The 21994-nt window shown below is 44.4% G+C and carries 21 protein-coding genes and 1 tRNA gene; 5 read left to right on the top strand and 17 right to left on the bottom strand.

The features are described 5' to 3' along the window. The coding region (locus tag IT392_00395; GenBank protein MCC6542947.1) for a sodium:calcium antiporter at nt 1–807 on the top strand (807 nt) is incomplete at its 5' end. A gap of 10 nt (nt 808–817) precedes the next feature. Here IT392_00395 and IT392_00400 read toward each other — a convergent pair. The 4 genes from IT392_00400 to IT392_00415 form a co-directional block, all read right to left on the bottom strand. Beyond that, on the bottom strand, nt 818–1717 hold the full coding sequence (locus IT392_00400; protein MCC6542948.1) for an FAD:protein FMN transferase: 900 nt from the start codon (nt 1715–1717) through the stop codon (nt 818–820). Nucleotides 1718–1812: 95 nt separating this feature from the next. Continuing rightward, nucleotides 1813–3039, bottom strand: coding sequence for a DUF3570 domain-containing protein (locus IT392_00405; protein ID MCC6542949.1), 1227 nt, complete (start codon nt 3037–3039; stop codon nt 1813–1815). Then, the gene (locus IT392_00410) at nt 3026–3250 is read right to left on the bottom strand and encodes a DUF4266 domain-containing protein (protein MCC6542950.1); all 225 of its coding nucleotides are present in this window, start codon (nt 3248–3250) and stop codon (nt 3026–3028) included. The genes IT392_00405 and IT392_00410 overlap by 14 nt, the downstream gene beginning before the upstream one ends. Nucleotides 3251–3257: 7 nt before the next feature. Further along, nucleotides 3258–3773, bottom strand: coding sequence for a TlpA family protein disulfide reductase (locus IT392_00415; GenBank protein MCC6542951.1), 516 nt, complete (start codon nt 3771–3773; stop codon nt 3258–3260). A 154-nt stretch (nt 3774–3927) separates the two neighbouring features. Here IT392_00415 and IT392_00420 point away from each other — a divergent pair, with 154 nt between their 5' ends. Genes IT392_00420 through IT392_00430 form a run of 3 tightly spaced genes read left to right on the top strand, consistent with a single transcriptional unit; the run spans nt 3928 to nt 8327 of the window. Continuing rightward, entirely contained in the window at nt 3928–5145 is a 1218-nt protein-coding gene (locus tag IT392_00420; protein ID MCC6542952.1) for a hypothetical protein, read from the top strand. Nucleotides 5146–5163: 18 nt separating this feature from the next. After that, nucleotides 5164–6069: a cytochrome C gene (locus IT392_00425; protein MCC6542953.1), complete on the top strand. Its 906-nt coding sequence runs from the start codon at nt 5164–5166 to the stop codon at nt 6067–6069. A 29-nt stretch (nt 6070–6098) separates the two neighbouring features. Next, on the top strand, nt 6099–8327 hold the full coding sequence (locus IT392_00430) for an OmcA/MtrC family decaheme c-type cytochrome (GenBank protein MCC6542954.1): 2229 nt from the start codon (nt 6099–6101) through the stop codon (nt 8325–8327). A 64-nt stretch (nt 8328–8391) separates the two neighbouring features. Here IT392_00430 and thiI read toward each other — a convergent pair whose 3' ends face one another. Continuing rightward, complete coding sequence (thiI, locus tag IT392_00435) at nt 8392–9531, bottom strand: tRNA 4-thiouridine(8) synthase ThiI (protein ID MCC6542955.1); 1140 nt, start codon at nt 9529–9531, stop codon at nt 8392–8394. Between the two features lie 70 nt (nt 9532–9601). On the opposite strand from thiI, the gene IT392_00440 reads away from it, so the two are divergent. Further along, nucleotides 9602–9802, top strand: a complete 201-nt coding sequence (locus IT392_00440) for a hypothetical protein (protein ID MCC6542956.1) — start codon at nt 9602–9604, stop codon at nt 9800–9802. Nucleotide 9803: 1 nt separating this feature from the next. Here the strand turns inward: IT392_00440 and IT392_00445 are convergent, their stop codons facing one another. From IT392_00445 to IT392_00500, 12 genes are all read right to left on the bottom strand, one after another. Then, a complete protein-coding gene (locus tag IT392_00445; protein ID MCC6542957.1) occupies nt 9804–11090 on the bottom strand; it encodes an adenylosuccinate synthase in 1287 nt (428 codons plus the stop codon). Nucleotides 11091–11212: 122 nt separating this feature from the next. Beyond that, on the bottom strand, nt 11213–11848 hold the full coding sequence (locus IT392_00450) for a hypothetical protein (GenBank protein MCC6542958.1): 636 nt from the start codon (nt 11846–11848) through the stop codon (nt 11213–11215). A 100-nt stretch (nt 11849–11948) separates the two neighbouring features. Next, a complete protein-coding gene (gene ychF / locus IT392_00455) occupies nt 11949–13043 on the bottom strand; it encodes a redox-regulated ATPase YchF (GenBank protein ID MCC6542959.1) in 1095 nt (364 codons plus the stop codon). A gap of 119 nt (nt 13044–13162) precedes the next feature. Next, nucleotides 13163–15160, bottom strand: coding sequence for a sodium-translocating pyrophosphatase (locus IT392_00460; GenBank protein ID MCC6542960.1), 1998 nt, complete (start codon nt 15158–15160; stop codon nt 13163–13165). A gap of 24 nt (nt 15161–15184) precedes the next feature. Beyond that, a complete protein-coding gene (locus IT392_00465; GenBank protein ID MCC6542961.1) occupies nt 15185–15742 on the bottom strand; it encodes an aminoacyl-tRNA hydrolase in 558 nt (185 codons plus the stop codon). Beyond that, complete coding sequence (locus IT392_00470) at nt 15739–16428, bottom strand: 50S ribosomal protein L25 (GenBank protein ID MCC6542962.1); 690 nt, start codon at nt 16426–16428, stop codon at nt 15739–15741. Before IT392_00470 ends, IT392_00465 begins: the two co-directional genes overlap by 4 nt. Before the next feature lie 48 nt (nt 16429–16476). Then, nucleotides 16477–17421 (bottom strand): ribose-phosphate pyrophosphokinase, encoded by a 945-nt coding sequence (locus IT392_00475; protein ID MCC6542963.1) that lies wholly within the window; start codon nt 17419–17421, stop codon nt 16477–16479. 140 nt (nt 17422–17561) lie between these two features. After that, nucleotides 17562–17633 (bottom strand) — tRNA-Gln (locus IT392_00480). 6 nt (nt 17634–17639) lie between these two features. Further along, entirely contained in the window at nt 17640–17909 is a 270-nt protein-coding gene (spoVG, locus tag IT392_00485) for a septation regulator SpoVG (protein MCC6542964.1), read from the bottom strand. Between the two features lie 20 nt (nt 17910–17929). Beyond that, entirely contained in the window at nt 17930–18895 is a 966-nt protein-coding gene (gene ispE / locus IT392_00490; protein MCC6542965.1) for a 4-(cytidine 5'-diphospho)-2-C-methyl-D-erythritol kinase, read from the bottom strand. Beyond that, entirely contained in the window at nt 18892–20280 is a 1389-nt protein-coding gene (locus tag IT392_00495; protein MCC6542966.1) for a sigma-54-dependent Fis family transcriptional regulator, read from the bottom strand. Before IT392_00495 ends, ispE begins: the two co-directional genes overlap by 4 nt. A gap of 65 nt (nt 20281–20345) precedes the next feature. After that, nucleotides 20346–21989 carry a PAS domain S-box protein gene (locus tag IT392_00500; GenBank protein ID MCC6542967.1) on the bottom strand — a complete coding sequence of 548 codons (1644 nt, stop codon included), beginning with the start codon at nt 21987–21989 and terminating at the stop codon, nt 20346–20348. Nucleotides 21990–21994 lie beyond the last annotated feature (5 nt).

Below are 21994 nucleotides of genomic sequence, written 5' to 3' on the forward strand. Positions count from 1 at the left end.
CCTGACATAGCTGTTGGTGATGTACTTGGAAGTTGTGTGTTCAACATGTTCATACTTGCCTTCCTTGATGTCTTTTACAGGCCAATGCCGGTATCAACAAAGGCCAATCAGGGGCATGTATTATCTGCAGGTTTCGGTATACTCATGTTGAGCATAATTGCGCTGAGCCTGTTTGCACAGAGTTATGTTCCTGCAATATTATGGATTGGGGCATACAGTCTTTGTACTTTGTTTATATATATTATTGCAATGAGGTTGATTTTCTATTATGAAAAGCGCCAGATGTCTAAATATCTGGAAGAGATTGCAACTGAAACAAAATATGAAGATGTAACAATAAACAATGCAGTTATGCATTACGGAATTAATGCATTTTTCGTAATCGTTGCAGCCGCCTTTCTGCCAGGTTTAGGCGAAGGCATTGCAGAAATGACCGGTCTTGGACAGACATTTGTTGGAAATATTTTTATTGCAGTATCCACTTCCCTGCCTGAAGTTGTGGTTTCAATAGCCGCTATAAGGATGGGCGTTATAGACCTTGCGGTGGGGAATTTATTTGGAAGTAATATCTTTAATATACTCATTCTTGCAATTGATGATATTCTTTTCACCCGGAGCCCCATCCTCTCTGTCGCCAATCCTCACCATATCGTCTCGGCAATAGCTGCTATAGCAATGGCTGTAATCGCCATAATCGGTCTGACTTATCGTGCTGAAAGGAAACCGTTTTACTTCATGGCATGGGATTCCCTTGGAATAGCGACAGTCTATATTGTCAATCTTATGCTCCTCTACAGGATGAGATGACTCAAAACGATTAGTCTTTTTTTTCGATCCCCTGTGAGTAATGAATCCTGCCGTTGCTGTCTACAATTATTCCTTCAACACCAGGAAGGCCCTGTATCAGTTGCATCCCCTTTTCCGGTCCTAGGACAAAGACAGTTGTGGATAATGCATCTGATGTCATTGTATCCGGCGCAAGTATGGTTACGCTCGTACAGCCCCTTGCCGGCATGCCGGTTTTTGGATCAATTATATGGTGATAGAGGACGCCATCTTTAATGAAAAACCGCTCATAATCACCTGATGTTGAAACTGATATGTTGCTTAGGGGAAGCGTGGCCATGACCTTGTCTTTATCCCTCGGATGCTGAATTCCAATATCCCATGCCGCCCCGTCATTCGTCCCCTGAATCCGCATATCCCCGCCTGATTTTATAATCGCATCAGTTATACCCTGTTTAACCAGGACATCCATCGCCATATCTACAGAATAACCTTTCGCTATCCCCCCAAGACCGATGGCCATACCCTGCCTCGTCAGGAACACTGATTTCTTTGTTTCATTCAACTTAATTTCCCTGTAATTTAAATACGGCAATTTCTCTGCGATTTCTTCCAATGAAGGGACACGCTCTTCCCCTTTCGAAAACTTCCATAATCCGCGCATTGCTGCCCATGAAATATCAAAGGCGCCACCGGAAAGTTCAGCAATCTTCTGAGAGGCAGCTATTACATTAAACAGCTCCGCAGGGACTTCAATCTCTGCCCTCCCGGCATTTCGATTAATTTTAGAAACGTATGACCCATCCTTCCACTCGCTCATCTCCATCTCGATACGTTCCATTTCCCTTACAGCAAGGTCAAATGCCTTTTCAACCTTTAAGTCATCTGAATCAGATGAGATTGATGCAATCAGCTCAACATCCGTGCCCATGAGAACGACATTCCGTTTAATCAACTTCGCTGAACATACAGATGGGCTCAGAAACAGCAAAAAGGTAAGAATATATAAGAGGGGGTATTTCAATATTAGAAAATAAATTTTAGACTGACTATAAAATCATGTGCACTGACATTGGTAGATTGCGTATAAAACTCATATCCACCTTCCAGATAACTGTTTGCAAATATTCCAATATCTGGATCATCCGCAAATTGGTGTGATAGTTTTACTCCAAAAAGATATGTATCCTGCTTTTCCAATTGTGGTGACACGGACAGGTATTTATCACTGCTTGTGTAAATACTTCTGACAAAGGATGCCTTTGACTGCTGATACATTCTTGCGTCTAATCTCAACAGGTTTTGATAGGGAAGATACTGATAATACTCTGCCTGCTCTGTAAACGAGTCTACGTTCCAGTCATCCTTATAATATCGTAAGGTCAACCTGACAGATGCTGCTGAAGGAGAATAAATTAGGCCATGCTGCAAATAATGGTTAATCCCAAGTATTAATGCATCACGATTTCTTGAGTCAGGAAATTTCTCAACCTTGCATGTTGTTGATATGTCAGTGCATGACAACGCAGTTGCACCATTTACAGGCACAAGCCTGTTTCCCTCAGACAAAAACCCTGCTGCCTCACTCCTTAAATAACCGATCTGTGCGATTGTCTTAGATGTTATTATCTGTGTAAAACCTGCATAGTAATTATTAGTGTTCTTTTTCTCCGTTAATGTCATGTACTTACCATCAACACTATCCATGTTCTTTGAATATCCAAGTATCAATGTCGTGTTTTTCAGGAACAGATCCTTTTTCAGAGTTATTCCAGGTGTGTTCGACACATAATCTTTTTCAGCGCTATAGTCATAACCTGCCTCAACACTGATTATATTGTCAAAGTTATGGGTTAAACCTAATGTAATGTTATTTCTTGTATCTGTCGCCGCACTACTGCCTCCTATGGTAGATGCGCCTGAGACTGCGGCAAGGGCCTTTGGAGCCGACTTCTTATCTGCCTCCACACCCCCACCGCCTCCTCCACCGCCTTCTTCAAACAGATTTGGATTTATCATATCTACAGTGTACTTAAAATATGCCGTTGTATTGAGAGATACGTCCTTGTTAAGGGCAAATACACCGGTGTAAACAGTTATGTTATTGCTGAATGCGTGTATATACGTCTGTGCCGTTGCATAATCTTCAGAGAAAGCAGGCGAAACGGTAATTAAGAAGATGAAAAGGTTTAAAAGTAAACAAAGGATCAGCTTGTACTCATGTGGCTGTCTATTATGTTTAATTGCAGCCACAACCGCCTCCGCTCACTCCAAAACTTCCGGAACTGGCCTCTCTGGTACTTAGAAAATGCTCCCGGACAGCCTTTTCTTCCCTGCAGTAATCAAACTGCATGATCGGATCAGCAAGATATTCCCTTTCCCAGGGCTGTACAACAGCACATCCTGAAAGCCCCGGCAGTATCAGGACAATTAAGATGAATATAACCCTTCCAGTCAGGGGGATGCGTTTTTTATTTGATGAGGCTGTCAATTTCCTTAATCCATTTTGACGGGTCAGTCTCACTAAACCCAAAGTGTATATACCTTACAACCCCTTCTTTATCAATGATAAAGGAAGTCGGCATTGCCCTTGGACCGTAAGATGATATGACAGAAAATTGCGGATCTGTCAGTACCTTCATGTTAGAACTTGATATGGGATTCTTATCGAGAAATTCCACCATACCTGACCTGGTCTTGTCCTGATTTATCGCAAGTATAAAAAGACCAGAGCCGGAATACGTTGCGGCAAGTTTTTCAAGCTGTGGAAACTCCTGTTTACATGGTCCGCACCAGCTTGCCCAGAAATTTATATAGACTACTTTTCCCTTTAGACTGTTAAGAGATACGGTTTTCCCATAGATATCAGGCAGGTTAAATTCAGGCGCCTTGTTATTAACCTGAATAGCCCACGAGTTAGTTGCGATGAGCAGCACTATGACAGACAGGGTAATGCTATTTACTATTTTATTGAGTCCTAAAACCACGTTGTCTTATCCCAAATCAATATTTGGGAATATTATCACAAATTTATTTATATGCAAGAACTATTTTTTCATCATTAAATCAATCGAATTATTTAATACGCCCGGTTTAACTTTCAACTGTAACCTCCGATGAAAAACTCAAAGGAGGTTGTAAATGAGGCTGGTAATTCTTTCCGCCTTCTCTGCCTTATTGTTTTTTGTCTTGCCGTTAACGGCAGATTCAGCCGAGGTTAGCGGCCGAATCTCTACACAGCTCCTGTGGTATAACGATATTGTTGACGCAAGCCGGCAGAATGATGTTTCCGAGTATCTTCGTTTCTCTGTCACTCACTTAGATAAAGAAAACAACATTTCTCTTACCGGTTATGGCAGACTGCTCTGGAATATCAAAGGCAGCAATACAAGGGATGAAGTTGAAACAAGACTGTACTATCTGTATGCCGATTACAGAAATTTTCTTAATGTATCTGACCTGCGGGTTGGCCGTCAGTTCGTGAACTTCTCCGCTGGCAGTGCACTGATGGAAGGTATACAGGCAGACATACGTGATATCGGACCTGTCGGGTTGGTGGTCATAGGGGGCCGCAATGTCATCTTCGGCGAAGATAAATTACTCACGAACCATTCTTATTCTGCCGGTTTTTCTGTGTATATTACCGGTAAATCCATGAACTATTTTGATGTCAGCTACTTACGAACCTACGATCACGGCGATATAGCTCGCGACATAATCGGCAGCAGTTATAAACAATATATATCAGAGTTGTTTAAACTTTATGCTAATGTGCGATATGATTTGACTGCAGAAGTCTTAAACGAGATACTGGGAGGCATCAAGTATTTCCCCACAAGCGATCTAATCTTAACCGCTGAGCACTACCAGAGTTATCCCACATTTGACTCTACATCTATATATTCTGTATTCGCTGTTGACCATTTCAAAGAGAATATTGTAAGGGCTGATTATACAGCAGCAGAGTGGGTTGATATCAACCTTCGTTACGGTTATGAGAGCTTCGGTGAAGGCACTGATGCCACGCTGTATGAAGCAGGATTAAAGGTCCGGCCTTCTGTTCAAACTGCAATAGGCCTGTTTCACGATAGACGATGGGGTTATCCAGGAGACCTCGATGGATACAGGGTATATGCAGAATTCAACAATACGGCGAAGTGGAATGCTGCAATAGGAATTGACCATGACGTATACAACAGAGACAACATGACCGGAGAGGAATCGGCCAGGAGATACTGGGCTTCAGGCAGATATTCCTTTGCAAGGAAAATGTCAGGTTCATTCCGTCTTCAGGACAGCGTGGACGTCAACTACAAAAAAGACATTCAGGGGAGGCTGACCTTCGATGTGGACTTCTAAGGTATTACGGAGGCATTTATGAACAAACCTGTTACTCTTCTGATATTCATTATCACCTTTGCTATTACAGTCTCAGCCGGCTTCAGCAGATTGCCAATGGCACAGGACATTCCCGGGATGCCGGAGGAGACTAAAACAGACGCCAATGTTTCGGCACCAGTAGCGGAGGGAACATCAGCACCCTCCGGGGACAAACAGGTAACAGAGAAAAAGAGCTTTATGGTTAAGCTCTCCCACAAAGAGTTTGCAGATATGGATCTGAAGAAGTGCGCCGAATGCCACATGGGCTCAGGTGTCGCTCCCACCCATGGTGGAGATCAGATGCGGGAACATGTATCGACCGCCCGTCGGGAAGAAGGGAACTGCGTTGACTGCCACAAACAGCAGTTCTGCCTTGATTGTCACACTGGCGGCGGAATAGATGCCAAATTGAATGTCGCAAATTACCGTGGGAACTATGTACCAAATACCCACAGGACCAGCTTCAGGGAAATCCATCCGCTTAAGGCTCTGGATAACCCGCAGACCTGCATTCGCTGCCATGACACAAAGTTCTGCACTGAGTGCCACGAAAAGTTCCGGGGCGAGGATTTGAGAACCCTTTCTCACCGGAGGTCTTTCTCTGACCTCTCTGCAGGGACAGGCCCTTCTCATTCAAACTTTACTACAGGCCAGTGCCGGACCTGCCATCCCGGAGGACTTTTGCCGAAACAGGCCTGGTCGGCTGACCATGCCGCAGAGGCACGAAGGAATTTGCAGTCATGTCAGGCCTGCCACAGCGACGGAGATATATGTTTAACATGCCACAGCGCCAGGCAGGGATTGATAGTCAACCCCCACCCGCGTAACTGGAGCGATGTCAAGGACAAATACAGATTTAAGAGCGGGGGGCGAAGCTGTAATAAATGCCATGATAACTTTTAGGGATATTTTTTGTTAAGGAGGACCGGGTAATGGTTAAGCGGAACAAGGCACATGCAATTGTCCTTATAGCGATTATATTGGCTGGTATTGTCACAGGCTGCGGGAGCAACAAAAAAGAAGGCGCTCAGGCGCCAAAGGCTGCGGTCAGTCCCGGTGGAAATCTCCAGTCAACTATTCAAGGCTTTGATACTAATGGTCCCAAACCAGTAGTCACCTTTACGCTGTTTGATGAGAAGGGGGAGCCGATTGACCCCTCTACACCAGGCATGAGCGTGAGGTTTACTCTTGCCCGGATAGGCGCTGACGGTAATTACAGGAACTACATTAAGTCTTCTACCGCTGGTCAGCCAGGGCTGGACTCTGGAGGAACCTTTGCCGCGACAGACCAAGACGGCACCTATACATATACTTTCGGGACCGACATTAAAGACACAACAAAGACATTAGGGGGCCTGGCGTTCGATTCATCTTTAACCCACACGGTCGGGGCACAGATACAGCGTACAGTAGTTTCTGCAGCCGGCACCCCATTTCAGCAGGCAGTGAATCCATACCTGAACTTCAGGCCCGACGGCAAGGCAGTAACAGTAAGCAGGGAGATAGTTTCTATCTCTGCCTGCAACGGTTGTCACGGTAAGCTTGGACTTCATGGGGGAGGAAGGCGGGAGATTGCCCTGTGTATACTCTGTCATAATCCGGGACCGACTGACCTTGAAACTGATCAGGCAATTGACATGAAATCACTTATACACAAGATACATATGGGTGAAAAACTTCCAAGCAATGCTGCAGGCGGCGACTACACTATTATAGGCTTCGGTGGCGCCGTTCACAGTTACAAGACAGTGGCCTTTCCTTTTATGTCAGGAGACACTACTATAACTGCTACGCCGATAGAGTGCATCAAGTGCCATGTGTCAGGGACGGATCTTTCAGGCAATAGTTATGGCAAAGATGCAGATAAATGGAAGGAATCCCCGACAAGAGAAAAGTGCAGCACCTGCCACGATTTAACGACATATGACGACAGCGTTACAAAAGTGGTTAAGAACGGAAAAGACAACATTACTGCTACAGCAGTGCCGCACACAGGAGGTGTACAGACCGGTGATAGTCTTTGTGCAGGATGTCACCCTGATACGGGCGGCAATGATTATGATATTACACCGAAAGATGCAGAGGAGCCCAGGGTGCCTGTCCCAAGCGCACACACTATACTGGAAAGATCAACCGTATATTCCGGAATAAACTTTGCGATTATTTCAGTTATTGACGCAACTGCAGGCAGCGCCCCGACTGTGACCTTTAAGGTAACAGACGATGAAGGAAATATAATTTCGCCTGCATCACCGTCAAGCTTCAGTTTAAAGGTCGGGTATTTTTCTCAGACGGACTATATCAATAACGGGATGGTAGAATATGGTCAGCCGTTAACACAGGCGCTCACAGGGGCCACAGCAAACGGAGACGGCAGTTATACTATAACCTTTGCCTCACCAATCCCGGCGACGGCAACAGGCGTCGGCGTCATCGGTATAGAGGGCAGAAGACCATACTCAGTGTCTACACCACATAAGGGGACACAAAATTACAATGTGGGTGGAAAAGCAGTGCAATATTATTTTGACCTCGCAACTGGATTAAAGATCACTGATCCATCAAAACAGAGGCGTCAGGCAGTAGACACAAACAAATGCCTGGTCTGTCACAGCAGGTTATCATTGCACGGTGCAAACCGTGTCAACAATGTGATGGAATGTGTAATTTGCCATAACCCTAACGCTACTGACAGGAGCAGAAGACCTGCTACCCCGGTAGACGGCCTCACAGAGCGGCCTATTGACTTCAAGGTTATGATCCACAGCATCCACACAGGTGAAAACCTCGACCTGTCAAAACCATACGTGATTTACGGTTTTGGAAACAGCGTCAACGACTTCTCCGAGGTCCGGTTTCCGAGGGATCGCAGGGACTGCCTTGCCTGCCATATTGATGCAGAGCCAGTGACGTATGGAGTTCCTTTGACGGCAAATATACTTGGTACGACTTCCAATACCGGTACGGATCTGAATAATAAAGTGTCAGATGACAACTCAAGGACACTGCCGCATAAATCCGTATGCGTATCGTGTCACAATAATGCCATAGCATCCGGCCATGCTGACGGCAAGGTAGTTAATGGAGTGGAAACTTGTTCACAGTGCCACTCTACAGGGCTGCTACTCGGACCGGATTTTGCTCATTTACCTGCGAGATAACTGAATGAAGCCTGTGACCGTCAGTGTTTCGTAAATTGAAGAAGCCCGATCTACCTCATAGGTATTAATTGGTATGAAACAGGGCCATCTTGATCAGCTTTTCAACATCAAGCCTTTGTTCCGACCTTTCTATCTCCCTGATTTTCGTCTTTACTGCAGGATTTTTGGGGATAAACAACTGACAGCAGTCCTGATCAGGGATTATTGATATTTCATAAGTGCCTATACATTTAGCCTGATCTATTATCTCTCCCTTGTCCATCCCGATAAGCGGTCTTAACACAGCAAGCGTTACTGCATCCTCAGTTGTAGTTATGTTCTCAAGTGTCTGGGAGGCCACCTGTCCGAGGCTGTCACCTGTTATAAGGGCAAGGGCGCCTGTCTCACCTGCAACACGTTCAGCAATCCTCAGCATCATCCTCCTGTATATCACAACCCTGTACTTCGCAGGCACACTCAAGACTATCTCCTTCTGTATCTCCCCAAATGGAAGCATATATGTCTTAACAGGCGGTTGATATTGATTCAAAATCTCTGTGAGGTCCTGAACCTTCTCCTGCGAGGTCTTGCTGAGAAATGGATAGCTGTGGAAATGGACATAGATAACAGAGCATCCCCGTTTCATCATCCTGTACGCAGCCACAGGTGAATCTATGCCGCCGGAAAGCAGACAGACTACAGTCCCTCCGGTGCCAACAGGAAGACCGCCGGGGCCCTGGACCCTGTCAAGATAAAAGTATGTCTCTCCTGACAGGATCTGGATAAATATAGTAAGTTCAGGTTTCGTTAGATTAACCTTTGCGCCTGTGGACTCTTTTATGTGGGCGCCGACTATCCGGTCTACATCCATTGAAGTAAGAGGATACCCCTTATAACCCCTTCTTGCAGAAACCCTGAAGCTTTTAAACTCTCTGCCCTTTATGTACCGGAGGATCTCCTCCCGGAACACATTGACATCATTTGAAATCTTATGGGTCAGGACAAAATTAGCAATTCCAAAGGTCTTTGACAGCCTGTCAGATATCATTCCTTCCCGGGCCCCTGCTGAAATGTCCAGTATAAGCCTGCCGTCTTTGTGCCTGATCTGTTTTACACCAAGGCTTGTCGTTGCGTACTTGATATTCTCTATCAGCTTGTTGACGAAGATATACCTGTTTTTACCTTTAAGGATGATTTCCTGATAGTGTACGATAAAGTGCTTCATAACTTTCCTATTGAACTCCTTGACCCATATATCCGATATCCCTTATACTTAGAATATAAGGGGGTTATCAATGAACACATTATGTCCTTTCATGAGTACACCAGCGGAAGAGGTTATCTGTAAAGAAAATTGCACTATGTATATTGCCGGCCAGGGGAAAAACTGTGTCTTCTCAAGGCTGCCTATATATTATAATCAGACGAGAGAGTCATTGACCGTTCTCTCAAACAAGTTAGAATCGCTTCTGAATGTAAGTAAAGAAAAAATATAACTTAGAAGATTTTTCTTAGGATTATGGTCTCATCTCTCCTGATACCTGTAGAGATGATTACTATGTCAACTCCTATTAATTCCTTTATGCGGTCAATGTATTTTTTTGCATTCAGAGGCAGTGCCTCATAATCAGATAGTCCCGCCGTTGATGCCTTCCAACCCTTAATCGTTTCGTATAGAGGCTCACATTCCTCCAATACATTCAACTGGGATGGCATGTCTGTATACAGCTTCCCCTTATATCTGTAACCGGTGCATATCCTGATCTCATCAAGCTCATCAAGAACATCCATCTTGGTAAGCACCATACCGGTAAATCCGTTGACATCCGCGGCATACCTTGTCGCCACTGCATCAAACCATCCGCATCTCCTCGGTCTGCCTGTTGTTGCTCCATATTCCCTTCCCTTGTCCCTGAGGAAATCCCCTGTAGCGTCATTAAGCTCAGTTGGAAATGGGCCACTCCCGACCCTGGTAGTATAAGCCTTGACCACCCCGACAACCTTGTCTATCTTAGTAGGTCCCACGCCGGTGCCAGTGCATGCCCCCCCTGATGTTGCATTTGATGAGGTAACATATGGATAGGTGCCGTGGTCTACGTCAAGATGAGTCCCCTGAGCCCCTTCAAAAAGTATGTTCTTTCCCTCCCTTAATACCCTGTTAAGGAGTACAGCAGTGTCGGTAATATAATCACGCAGTCTCTCTGCATATCCTGTATATTCATCATATATATCTTCAAGATCAAAACCTATTGCACCATAAAGCCTGTCGAGAAAGTAATTCATCTCCTGAATGTTAGTTTTTAGCTTTTCCCTGAAGACCTCTTTGTCAAGGAGATCGGCAACCCTGATCCCTACCCTTGCCATTTTATCCGCATAGGTCGGACCTATTCCGCGGCCTGTAGTGCCTATCTTGAGCGAACCCTTCTGCTTCTCACTCTCTTTCTCAATAGCACGGTGATAAGGCATGATTATGTGTGCCCGTCCACTGATTAAGAGATTCTCTCTTACAGCAATTCCTTTTTTGAACAATCCATCAATCTCTGCAAGCAGCGCCTGTGGGTCTATAACAACACCATTCCCGATTACACATATTTTACCTGGCCGGAGTATCCCTGAAGGTATAAGATGGAGGACAAATTTACTCTCTCCGATCACAACCGTATGACCTGCATTATGTCCACCCTGATAACGGACGATATAGTCAGCGTCTTCCGTCAGGATATCTACGATCTTCCCTTTTCCTTCATCACCCCACTGGGCGCCTGTAATTACTACTGTTGACATATCACCCCTTTATTTACTCGAATATCCTTTTCCCACATTTTCCCAGCTTACTGCTTTTCACGAATTGCTTTTTACTCATTGCTCTACACTCATTGCTCATTGCTTCTTATACTCATCACTTCTTAAAAAGGGCTTATCGCCATATAACCTTCCGGAATAACGAATAGCGACGGATCTATTACATCTTTCTTAATATTTTCATATTCAATTATTTTTTTACTTTCATCAGAGAAATCGAACTCGTATCTGACAGGCATCCCATCCAGGGCATCAGCCTCCCACAAGAGATATTTCTCAATTATACGGTCTTCTTTATCCCTGCCCTTTTCTGCCTTCTTGATTACCTTTATTTCATATATAGTCGTATCATAACCTTCTATTGTATCCTTGCCTTTCCTGGTCTTTTCAACCTTGAGCTCTTTCCTCAAAAAATATTTTTTATCAGGAGGCTGTTCAAACATTATGGCATCCTTTTCAGCGGCAAGGTCCTGTTCCAGATATAACTTCACATTCAACATAATAGTGAATAATTTCTTTTTCTTAAAATCATAAATCTTTATGCCCGGATTACCTTCTATCCCGGATGATTCCTCTTCGACCCTAAGTACATCCCCGTCCGAGAAGAACTTCTGCTCAAGCACCACATTATCTTCATCCTTTGTCACAATTCTGGTCTTCTTAACAAATGAAAGACCGGCAAAGGCGGAGTCAGCCATAAAAATCGCCAATATAATTATTAATGATAATGTTTTATTCATATTTGCTTACCCCTCCGACTCCGCGTTAAATAGGGACAGCGACTATTTATTTGAACATCAATAAATAGTCGCTGTCCCTATTTAACAATTTAACCAAAAGCTACACGTTAAAACGAAAGTATACCACGTCTCCTTCCCTCATAACATAATCCTTCCCTTCAAGACGGAGCAAACCTTTTTCTTTAACCGCAATTGACGAACCCAGTGAATCAAGGTCAGAATATGACATGACCTCGGCCCTTATGAAACCTCGTTCTATATCTGTGTGTATCCTGCCTGCTGCCTGAGGGGCCTTCGTCCCCTTTAGCACTGTCCACGCCCTGACCTCTTTCTCACCTGCTGTAAAAAAGGTCAGAAGATTTAGCAAATCGTATCCAGCACGGATTAATTTATACAATCCTGGCTCTGAAAGCCCCATCTCTTTCAGAAACTCCTCATGCTCCTCAATTGGCATAGTTGACAACTCGTCCTCTATCTTACCACAAATCGTAACTACAGTAGCCCCCTCTTTGGCCGCAATATCTTCTATCAAGCGAACGTATTGATTCCCTTTAAGCATCTCCTCTTCACTCAGGTTAGCTGCATAGAGGACAGGTTTTGATGTCAGGAGATGCAGCTCATCGAGGATTTTATTTTCACTATCAGAATAGTTTAAATGTCTTAGAGGTTTCCCTTTTGAAAGCTGGTCGTTGAGCATTATCAGGAATTCCACTTCAGCTTTGACGTTCTTGTCACCTGACCTTACCTGCTTTTCAGCCCTCTGAATCCTCTTGCTTATTGAATCTATATCAGCAAGGGCAAGTTCTGTCTCAATTATTTCGATGTCACGGATAGGGTCAACATTACCATGAACATGCACAACATCAGGGTCTTCAAAACATCTCACAACATGCACAATAGCATCAACCCCCCTTATGTGCCCGAGGAATTTATTGCCAAGCCCCTCTCCAGCAGAGGCTCCTTTAACAAGACCCGCTATGTCAACAAACTCCATTGTAGTTGGAGTAACTGCCTCTGGCTTGAACATCTCAGTGAGTCTCTTCAACCGTATATCAGGGACAGAGACTACACCCACATTCTGGTCAATAGTACAAAAGGGGTAATTCGCCACCTGCGCACCAGCTGACGTCAGTGCATTGAATATTGTGGACTTGCCGACATTTGGCAGTCCGACTATGCCGCAATTAAAACCCATATTACTCCTTCAAAAATATAAAGGGGACATTCCGCGTCCCCAGTTTAAATCCCCCCTCACCCCCCTTTGAAAAGGGGGATTAAGGGGGGATTTGCTTTGTCCTTAGTAAACCTAACTGCCTACCCTATCAACAGCGGTGCAATAACCAGCGACACAATTGACATCAGCTTTATCAATATATTCATTGCAGGGCCTGATGTATCTTTGCACGGGTCACCTACGGTGTCGCCTACAACTGCGGCCTTATGGGCATTAGAACCCTTGCCGCCAAGGTTTCCCTGTTCTATATATTTCTTTGCATTATCCCATACGCCGCCGGCATTTGCCAGAAAAAGCGCCATTGGAACACCGACTACCGTAGCGCCTGCAAGGAATCCTCCAAGCGACTGTGCGCCCAGCACAAAACCGACAATAATAGGGGCAACCACTGCCAGCACGCCAGGGATAATCATCTCCTTCAGGGCTGCAGTTGTACTGATTTCAACACACCTTACTACATCCGGCTCTGCCTTACCCTCCATTAGACCTTTGATCTCACGGAACTGGCGTCTTACTTCCTCGACCATCTTGCCTGCGGCCCTTCCAACTGAAGACATTGTTAGTGCAGCTATAAAAAACGGCATAATTCCGCCAAGAAGCACTCCCATAACCACAAAAGGCTCAGTTAACGATATAACCTGTATTTTTGCTGCCTGTGAATAGGCTGCAAAAAGGGCGAGGGCTGTAAGCGCGGCAGACCCTATCGCAAATCCTTTACCGATAGCCGCCGTTGTATTACCCAGTGCATCCAGACTGTCTGTTATCGCCCTCGTGTCTTTACCCAGACCAGCCATCTCTGATATACCTCCTGCGTTGTCTGCTATCGGGCCATAGGCATCTACTGACATGGTAATCCCGATAGTTGCAAGCATGCCTACTGCTGCTATACTTATGCCGTACAGACCAGCAAAATAATTTGATAAATAGATACCTATTATAATTGCAATCATTGGAAGGGCAACACTCTCCATGCCTATTGCAAGTCCGGTAATAATATTGGTTGCAGCGCCTGTGTTCGAGGCATTTGCGGTCTTTGCGACCGGTGACCCGGCTGTATACCATTCAGTTATAAGACCAATAGAAATACCTACTATACACCCGACAGCAATAGCCCAGAAGACTCCCATATCAACACCGATAGACTGAGTCATAAAATATGCCAGAACCAGGAAAATCCCGGCTGCAATGAATGTAGCATACCTGAGCGCTGCAGCAGGACTTAACTTCTCCAGTATCAGCATTGAACCTATTCCAAGTAGAGATGAAATAAGGCCGACTATTATTACTGCAATTGGAAATGCCATGTAAGTAGTTAACATTCCGGTGCTAAGTATGGATGAAGAGGTTGTAGCAAGCGCTATTGTGGCAATAACTGCTCCGACATAAGACTCAAACAGGTCGGCTCCCATGCCTGCTACATCACCCACGTTGTCGCCGACATTATCTGCAATAACGGCAGGGTTTCGCGGGTCATCCTCGGGAATACCCGCCTCAACCTTGCCGACGAGGTCTGCACCGACATCGGCGGTCTTTGTATAGATACCGCCGCCTACACGGGCAAAAAGGGCTATAGAACTTGCCCCCATCGCATAACCGCTGACTGCAGATATAGTCGAGAGGTCATGTCCGTATAAATAGTATAATATCCCTATGCCAAGCACACCTATACTCGCTACACACAACCCCATGACTGAACCGCCTGCAAAGGCAATAAAGAGTGCCCTGGCAGAATTAGGCTTGTATAAATTGGCTGCATTTGCCGTCCTGACATTAGCACGGGTCGCAGCGTTCATCCCAAAAAAACCTGCGAGCATGGATGAAATGGCTCCTCCAACATATGCTATTGCAGTCTGGATTCCAAGACCATACATAAGTGCAAAGAATATAATAATAATGAAGACGGCCAGTATTGTATATTGCCTCCTGAGATATGCCATAGCACCTTCGTGGATCTTGTTTGCAATGCTGCGCATCTTATCATTGCCGTCAGGCTGCCTGCTTATATAGAGGAATATGAATCCAGCAATAATCAAACCTCCTGCTCCGAATAACCAGGCAAAATCTACCAGTCTTTCCATCTCATCCCCTTTCTTGAAAAAAAATTAGTTATATTTGTTCATTGCCGCAACAATATTATTCCCGACGGTCATCCTTACTGCATCTACTGCGTTGTCCACTGCAGTTTCAATAAGCGGAACCTCTTGACGGGAAAATCTTGACAAGACATATCCCACCACATCAACTCTACCTGCCGGCCTTCCTATCCCTACCCGAATCCTTATAAAATCTTCCGTACCAATGGCAGCTATTACAGATGAACACCCATTATGGCCGCCGCTTCCGCCTTGTGTCTTTATCCTGATATCACCGGAATCAAGGTCCATGTCATCATATATAAGGATAAGGTCTGATGGCAACAGTTTGTAATATCTCATCAACTCTCTAACGCCATCACCGCTTCTGTTCATATATGTTACAGGCATCGCAAGCATTACATCTTCACCTGCTATCTTACCTTTCCCCGACATGTAGAGACTGCTTTCTTCTCTGATCTTAATTGAATGGTACGCAGCAAGTTTTTCTATCACAAGAAAACCGGCATTATGTCTTGTATCCTTATATTTATCTCCAGGATTGCCAAGTCCAACAATCAACTTCAGGCCTTGCCCTCCTTCTCAGCTGCCTTCTCACCTTCCTTAACAGGCTTCTTTATAACCTCAGGCTCCTTTGCCGCCTCTCCAGGGGCAGGTGCTGACAGTAGTTCCTGCATCTTCTCCTGAGATACAGGTGCAGCTATATTTAGAATTACATGCTCTGGTTCAGTAACGAACCTGATCCCATCAGGTATACTTAAATCACTGACATGTAGGCTGTCTCCAACCATCAGAGCTGAGGCATCTGCAAGGATATTGTCAGGAATCAATGATGGAAGGCACTCTATCTCTACCTCCCTGCTCACGAGCTGGAGAAGACCTCCCTCTACAACGCCTAAAGGGGTCTTTCCTGTCAGTTCAATCGGCACTGTAACCCTGATCTTTTCGTCCATTGAAACCTCAAAAAAATCTACATGCAAAAGCTCTCCGGTCAAAGGGTCTTTTTGATAATCCCTTAATATGGCAATCTTGTCAGACTTATCAGCAGCGCCTTCAAGTTTAAGATCAATGAGTGTACTTTCAGCATGTCCCAGCATTATCAGCTTCCTCACCTTTGAAGGATCAAGACTGAGACTGGTTGACACACCTTTACCACACAGAACTGCAGGGATACGTCCGCTCCTTCTAAGGCTTCTTGCAGCGCCTTTTCCGCTTTCGCTCCTGACATTTGCATTTAATGATATTCTTTCCATGATACTAACTCCTCCTTAATTGTTGTTGTATTTAGATTTCTTTTCTGTTTATAGAAAGAGAGAGCTTACAGATGTCTCATTGTGGGTATTTCTTATAGCCTCACCCAGAAGAGGTGCAACTGATAAGGTTGTGATCTTTTTACAGGACAGGTCTTTCCCGTTGAGAGGAATAGTATTCGTTACTATAACTTCATCAATCACTGATCCATTCAGACGATCTATCGCTGAACCTGACAATACAGGATGGGTACATGCAGCAAAGACTTTCCTTGCCCCGGCCTTTTTCAATGCACCTGCTCCCTGAGTAATTGTGCCTGCCGTATCTATCATATCATCCAGCAATAGTGCATCTCTGCCTTCTACATCACCTATTATGTTCATTACTTCCGAGACATTAGCCTTCTCCCTCCTCTTATCTATAATAGCAAGAGATGTGTCCAGTTTTTTTGCAATCGCCCTCGCCCTCTCCACACCGCCGGCATCCGGTGATACGACCACCAGGTCCTTTAAGTCTAATTTCTTCAAATACTCCAGAATTACCGGAGTTGCAAAGATATTATCAACTGGTATGTTGAAAAAACCCTGTATCTGACCAACATGCAGGTCTAAAGTAAGAACCCTGTCAGCGCCTGAAACAGTAATAAGATCAGCAATCAGTTTCGCCGTAATCGGAACCCTTGGCTCAGCTTTTCTATCCTGCCTCGCATATCCATAATAGGGCAGAACTGCAGTTATCCTGTATGCTGAGGCCCTTTTAAGGGCATCCATCATAATCAGCAACTCCATCAGATGCCTGTTAACCGGATTTGAGAATGTCTGAATGACAAAGATGTCTTTGCCCCGTACATTCTCATTTAACTGCACATTTATTTCACCATCACTGAAAGTGCCAACTGAGGCCTTACCTAAAGTTATCTGTAAATATTTACATATCTCCTGAGCAAGGTCCCTGTTAGAATTTCCGGTAAAAATCTTCATTTCATGATCAATCATTATACCCTTGAATAAAAACTAAATTCTAAACCCTAAACATGATGAATCAAAAATACTTATACCCAAACTGCTGATTGTCCTCGAAAAACACAATGTGCCGCTTCAGTGTTTAGGAGTTAGAACCTGGTATTTATCTGAAGCTGGGGCGGGAGGATTCGAACCTCCGGATGCGAGATCCAAAATCTCGTGACTTACCGCTTGTCGACGCCCCATTACGTTTACTGAATTACATTCCTGCCTAATTCTTTCTCATATTCCTTTAATATTACCCCTTCGATCATCTCCCTTGCTTCATTATTCAGCGGATGGGCGATATCCCGGAAAGTACCATCTTTCCTCTTACGGCTTGGCATAGCTACAAATAAACCTGTATTCCCATTTATAACCTTCACATCCCTGACAATAAAAGCATCATCAAATGTAACCGTTACATATGCCTTTAATCTTTCTTCATTAACCGGGAAAACTTTAACCTCTGTAACTTCCATGTTGGTCGCCTCCTCTATTATTATGAAACAATCTGATACGGGGAACTTCGCAGGGCTTGAACAATCCATGTTCTCCATTCGTAATGCTGCATATTACGCCTGGCCCTCTCTACGCTTTCTCTATCCCTGAAAATCCCGAAAACTGACGATCCACTCCCAGACATCAATGCATTAATTGCCCCACTGGCAACCATCTCGTCTTTTATTTTCTTAATAACAGGATATCTGCGTATCACCACCCCCTCAAGGTCGTTATAAGGAAACAACCAGATTTTATTACCATCAAGCCTAAAGCCATCAGGCACAAAAATTTTAATATGGACTTCCTCTTTTGTCAACTCTAAATTTGGATTCACAAGGGGACCAATCCAATTATCAATCTCCCGGGGAGAAATATCGCATCTGACATTCTCAGAAGTGGTATCAACATGACTATATACCCATGCAGTAGAAATCAGAATCCCGGGGTTGACAAGCAAGTACCAGAAATCCGTCTCATTCAAAAGATGAATAAGTTCATCACCCCTTCCAAATCCAGCTGCAGTGGGTCCTCCCAGAAAAAACGGGACGTCGCTTCCAATTTCACAGCCCAGGCTATGAAGCGTTTCTTTCGACAACCCCAGACCCCACAAAAGGTTCAACCCTGATATTGCGGCAGCCGCGTCACTACTGCCTCCTCCAAGCCCTGCTGCAACAGGAATATTTTTTTTTAGATTTATCCTGGCGCCCTTATTTGTCCTTGTAAACTCCCTGAGCTTCACAGCCGCCTTATAAATCAGGTTATTTTCATCTGATGGGACCTCCGGAGAATTGCATATTATTTCAAGTTGATCTGCCTCATCAATAAAAAGCTCATCAAACAGGTCTACTGCCTGCATGACTGTAACTATATCGTGATACCCGTCCGACCTTTTCCCCTTTATATGCAGCAGGAGATTTATCTTCGCTGGAGTTTTAATCTTTACTGATGCCGGTGATGAAGTCACTCTTCATCCCTGGATAAATTATATTTGACAAGCCTGTAGCGAAATGATCTCAAATCAAGATGGAGCAGTTCTGCAGCATCTTTTTTCACACCTTTTGCCATATTCAGCGCCTTAATGAGAAAATTCCTCTCTATCTCCATAAGGAATTCCTCCATATCAAGACCACCTGCAGGGATATCAGTTGAAACAGGTACTTTGTAAGGTATTCCCCGTTGAAGGCATTCATCTATAGTTTGTTCTTCTATAATCGTTCCTACCCCCAGTGTCGCAGCCCGTTCTATTACGTTTTCAAGCTCTCGTACATTGCCTTTCCATGGAAAGTTAATCATTTTCTGCATTGCTTCCGGCGTCAACCCCTTAATATCCCGGCCAACCAGACGGCTGTATTTTGAAATAAAATACTCTGTAAGCAGTGGAATGTCATCCTTCCTCTCCCTTAATGGAGGCATCTCAACTGGAATCACATCAAGTCTGTAGAAAAGATCTTCCCTGAAGTTCCCCTCTGCGACAGCCTTTTTAAGGTCTCTGTTAGTTGCAGCAACAATCCTTACGTCAATCTTTGCCTCCTGTGCTCCCCCGACACGTTTAACTGACTTGTCTTCAAGGACACGCAGCAGTTTTACCTGAAAATTAGGGGGGATATCTCCAATCTCGTCAAGAAAGACCGTTCCACCATCAGCTGTTTCAAAGATTCCCTCCTTATTTGCAATTGCACCTGTAAATGAACCCTTAACATGTCCAAACATCTCGCTTTCAAAAAGTCCCTCAGGGATTGCACTGCAGTTTATGGCTACGAACGGGCGGTCCTTTCTGTGACCATAATTATGTATAGCCCTCGCAACCAATTCCTTGCCTGTCCCTGATTCGCCAGTTATCAGCACATTACTGGGACTGTCAGCTATCTTGATAATCAGTTGAATTAAATTTACGATAGAAGGACTTTTACCGACAATACCTCCTATGACGCCGGATGTTGTCCACTCCTGAATCTTCCTTCTCAGGATTAGATTCTCTTCGCTTAATCTTCTTTTCTCAATTGCGTTTCTTACAATCAGTTTAATCTCTTCAATCTTGAACGGCTTTGTTATATAATCATACGCACCCTGCTTCATGGCATCAACAGCTGTCTCTGCTGAAGCATAAGCCGTAATCATTATAACAACTGTCTCAGGGGCGCTCTCTTTAACGGTTCTCAATACACCAATCCCGTCAAGCTGCGGCATCTTCAGATCAGTAATAACAATATCAAATGTCTGCTGACCTATTAAACTAACAGCCTCCTTGCCATTCGATGCAGAGGCCACATCATGACCTTCTTTCTGCAGCATTATTGTAAGAAACTCCCTCATACCCCGTTCATCATCAACAACAAGAATCTTACCCAATCAATACCTCCGAGCTATTTCAAGCAGCATGCAATTGATGCCAATAATGTCTAATTGCCTCTATATTACCCCACTGGCAGGTATATTGTAAACTGCGTCCCAATGCCTTGTTTGCTGTCAACATGTATCCACCCGTCATGCTCTTCAATTATCCTGTGTACAATAGACAAACCAAGCCCCGAACCATTTTCCTTTGTTGTAAAAAATGGTACGAATACCTTATCCAGGATACCGTCATCAATGCCCTGACCTGTATCCTTAAACACTATCTCAGCCCACTTTCCCGATCTTGAGTTTTTAACATCTCCCTTATCACCGCTCATCCCTGAGCTGATAGTTAACACTCCACCATCAGGCATTGCCTGGACTGCATTTATAGCAAGGTTCCAGAATACCTGTGACATTTGATGCGGGTCAACAGACAACATGAGATTCTTTTCTTTAAATTCTTCACGTGTGTAATTTTTCGCACTCCTGTAGATATCGCTGTTCTTCAATAATTTTATTGTATCAAGCAGCAGGTCATTAATATCCATAAGTTTCTTTTGAGGCTGGTTTGGCTTGGCATATGTAAGAAATTCTGTAATTGTCATATTAAGCCTGTCCATTTCCCTGAGGGCAATCTCCATGAGGTAAGCATTTTCACCCTCCAGGGATAACTCTTCCTTCAATATCTGCATTGAACCGCTGAGGGATGCAAGCGGGTTCCTTATTTCATGTGCCATACCTGCTGCAACCTCACCTATCATGGCCATCTTCTCCCTGTCTTTAACTTCCTTTTCCATCTCTTTGACCTTAGTCAGGTCCTGAAAAATAACTATCAAACCGTGGCTTTTGCCACTTTCATCCAGGAGGTGAGAGACATTCATACCCAGTATTATCCGGGAATCATGTCCTTTGTTAACTTCACTTTCAAAACGGTAAATCGGGAGAATCTGTTTCACACTGCTTAGAATATCTTCAATTTCCTTTACCGGTAAAATCTCGAGGAACCCTTTCCCCCGCACATCATCCCACTTAAGGCCTGTTATTTCCTCTGCAGCCCGGTTGAACGCCGTAATCCTGCCCTGTCCGTCTGTAGTAAGCAGCCCCGTACTCATGCATTGGGCAACATTTACATTAAATGCCTGGAGTTCCTCGATGTTGCTGTCTTTAGCCCTGAGCTCCTCCTTCATCCTCCTGAGTGTTTCGACTGCACTGCTGCCAAGATATGCAACTGCGAAGAATGCGGCAATGTGGAGTGACAACACATAGAATAATGTTTTTCCAGGAAGCGCCGTGCCTGTCAGGAATGGAAACAATTCATAAAACTGAGCATTTACAATCACCCCGTACGAGATGCTCGCTGCAGCGGCCGCCAAAAGGGCGCCTCTGCGATAAAGTAATATTGATGCCGGTATGATTGAGATGAGATATAAGAATACAAAGGGGCTTTCAACTCCCTCTGTTGCTGAAACGAGTGCTGTCACAAGGATTATGTCACTGAAGATCTGTATGTAGGCAGATACTCTGTGGCTGATTAATTTATAAAGGATTGCATAGATTATTGTGAAGAAATATGTAATTGCTATGAGGGAGTAAAAGGCTGGGATTAAAAACGGGCCTTCCTTGAATCTAATACCAAGGAATAGGAAAGAGCCCAGAAAAAGGGTCACAAAAACAACCCTTACAACCATTAAGCTTATAAGCTTTTTCCCCAGTTCTTCCAAATCTA

The sequence above is a fragment of the Nitrospirota bacterium genome (genome assembly GCA_020846775.1).
Classification (GTDB): Bacteria; Nitrospirota; 9FT-COMBO-42-15; order HDB-SIOI813; family HDB-SIOI813; genus RBG-16-43-11.

Bases quoted from the DNA above. Each gene is read 5' to 3' on its own strand.
- IT392_00400 (MCC6542948.1), bottom strand. From the start codon at position 1,717: ATGGGCACGGATGTTGAGCTGATTGCATCAATCTCATCTGATTCAGAT.
- IT392_00420 (MCC6542952.1), top strand. From the start codon at position 3,928: ATGAGGCTGGTAATTCTTTCCGCCTTCTCTGCCTTATTGTTTTTTGTC.
- IT392_00425 (MCC6542953.1), top strand. From the start codon at position 5,164: ATGAACAAACCTGTTACTCTTCTGATATTCATTATCACCTTTGCTATT.
- IT392_00430 (MCC6542954.1), top strand. From the start codon at position 6,099: ATGGTTAAGCGGAACAAGGCACATGCAATTGTCCTTATAGCGATTATA.
- thiI (MCC6542955.1), bottom strand. From the start codon at position 9,531: ATGAAGCACTTTATCGTACACTATCAGGAAATCATCCTTAAAGGTAAA.
- IT392_00440 (MCC6542956.1), top strand. From the start codon at position 9,602: ATGAACACATTATGTCCTTTCATGAGTACACCAGCGGAAGAGGTTATC.
- IT392_00445 (MCC6542957.1), bottom strand. From the start codon at position 11,090: ATGTCAACAGTAGTAATTACAGGCGCCCAGTGGGGTGATGAAGGAAAA.
- IT392_00450 (MCC6542958.1), bottom strand. From the start codon at position 11,848: ATGAATAAAACATTATCATTAATAATTATATTGGCGATTTTTATGGCT.
- ychF (MCC6542959.1), bottom strand. From the start codon at position 13,043: ATGGGTTTTAATTGCGGCATAGTCGGACTGCCAAATGTCGGCAAGTCC.
- IT392_00460 (MCC6542960.1), bottom strand. From the start codon at position 15,160: ATGGAAAGACTGGTAGATTTTGCCTGGTTATTCGGAGCAGGAGGTTTG.
- IT392_00470 (MCC6542962.1), bottom strand. From the start codon at position 16,428: ATGGAAAGAATATCATTAAATGCAAATGTCAGGAGCGAAAGCGGAAAA.
- IT392_00475 (MCC6542963.1), bottom strand. From the start codon at position 17,421: ATGATTGATCATGAAATGAAGATTTTTACCGGAAATTCTAACAGGGAC.
- spoVG (MCC6542964.1), bottom strand. From the start codon at position 17,909: ATGGAAGTTACAGAGGTTAAAGTTTTCCCGGTTAATGAAGAAAGATTA.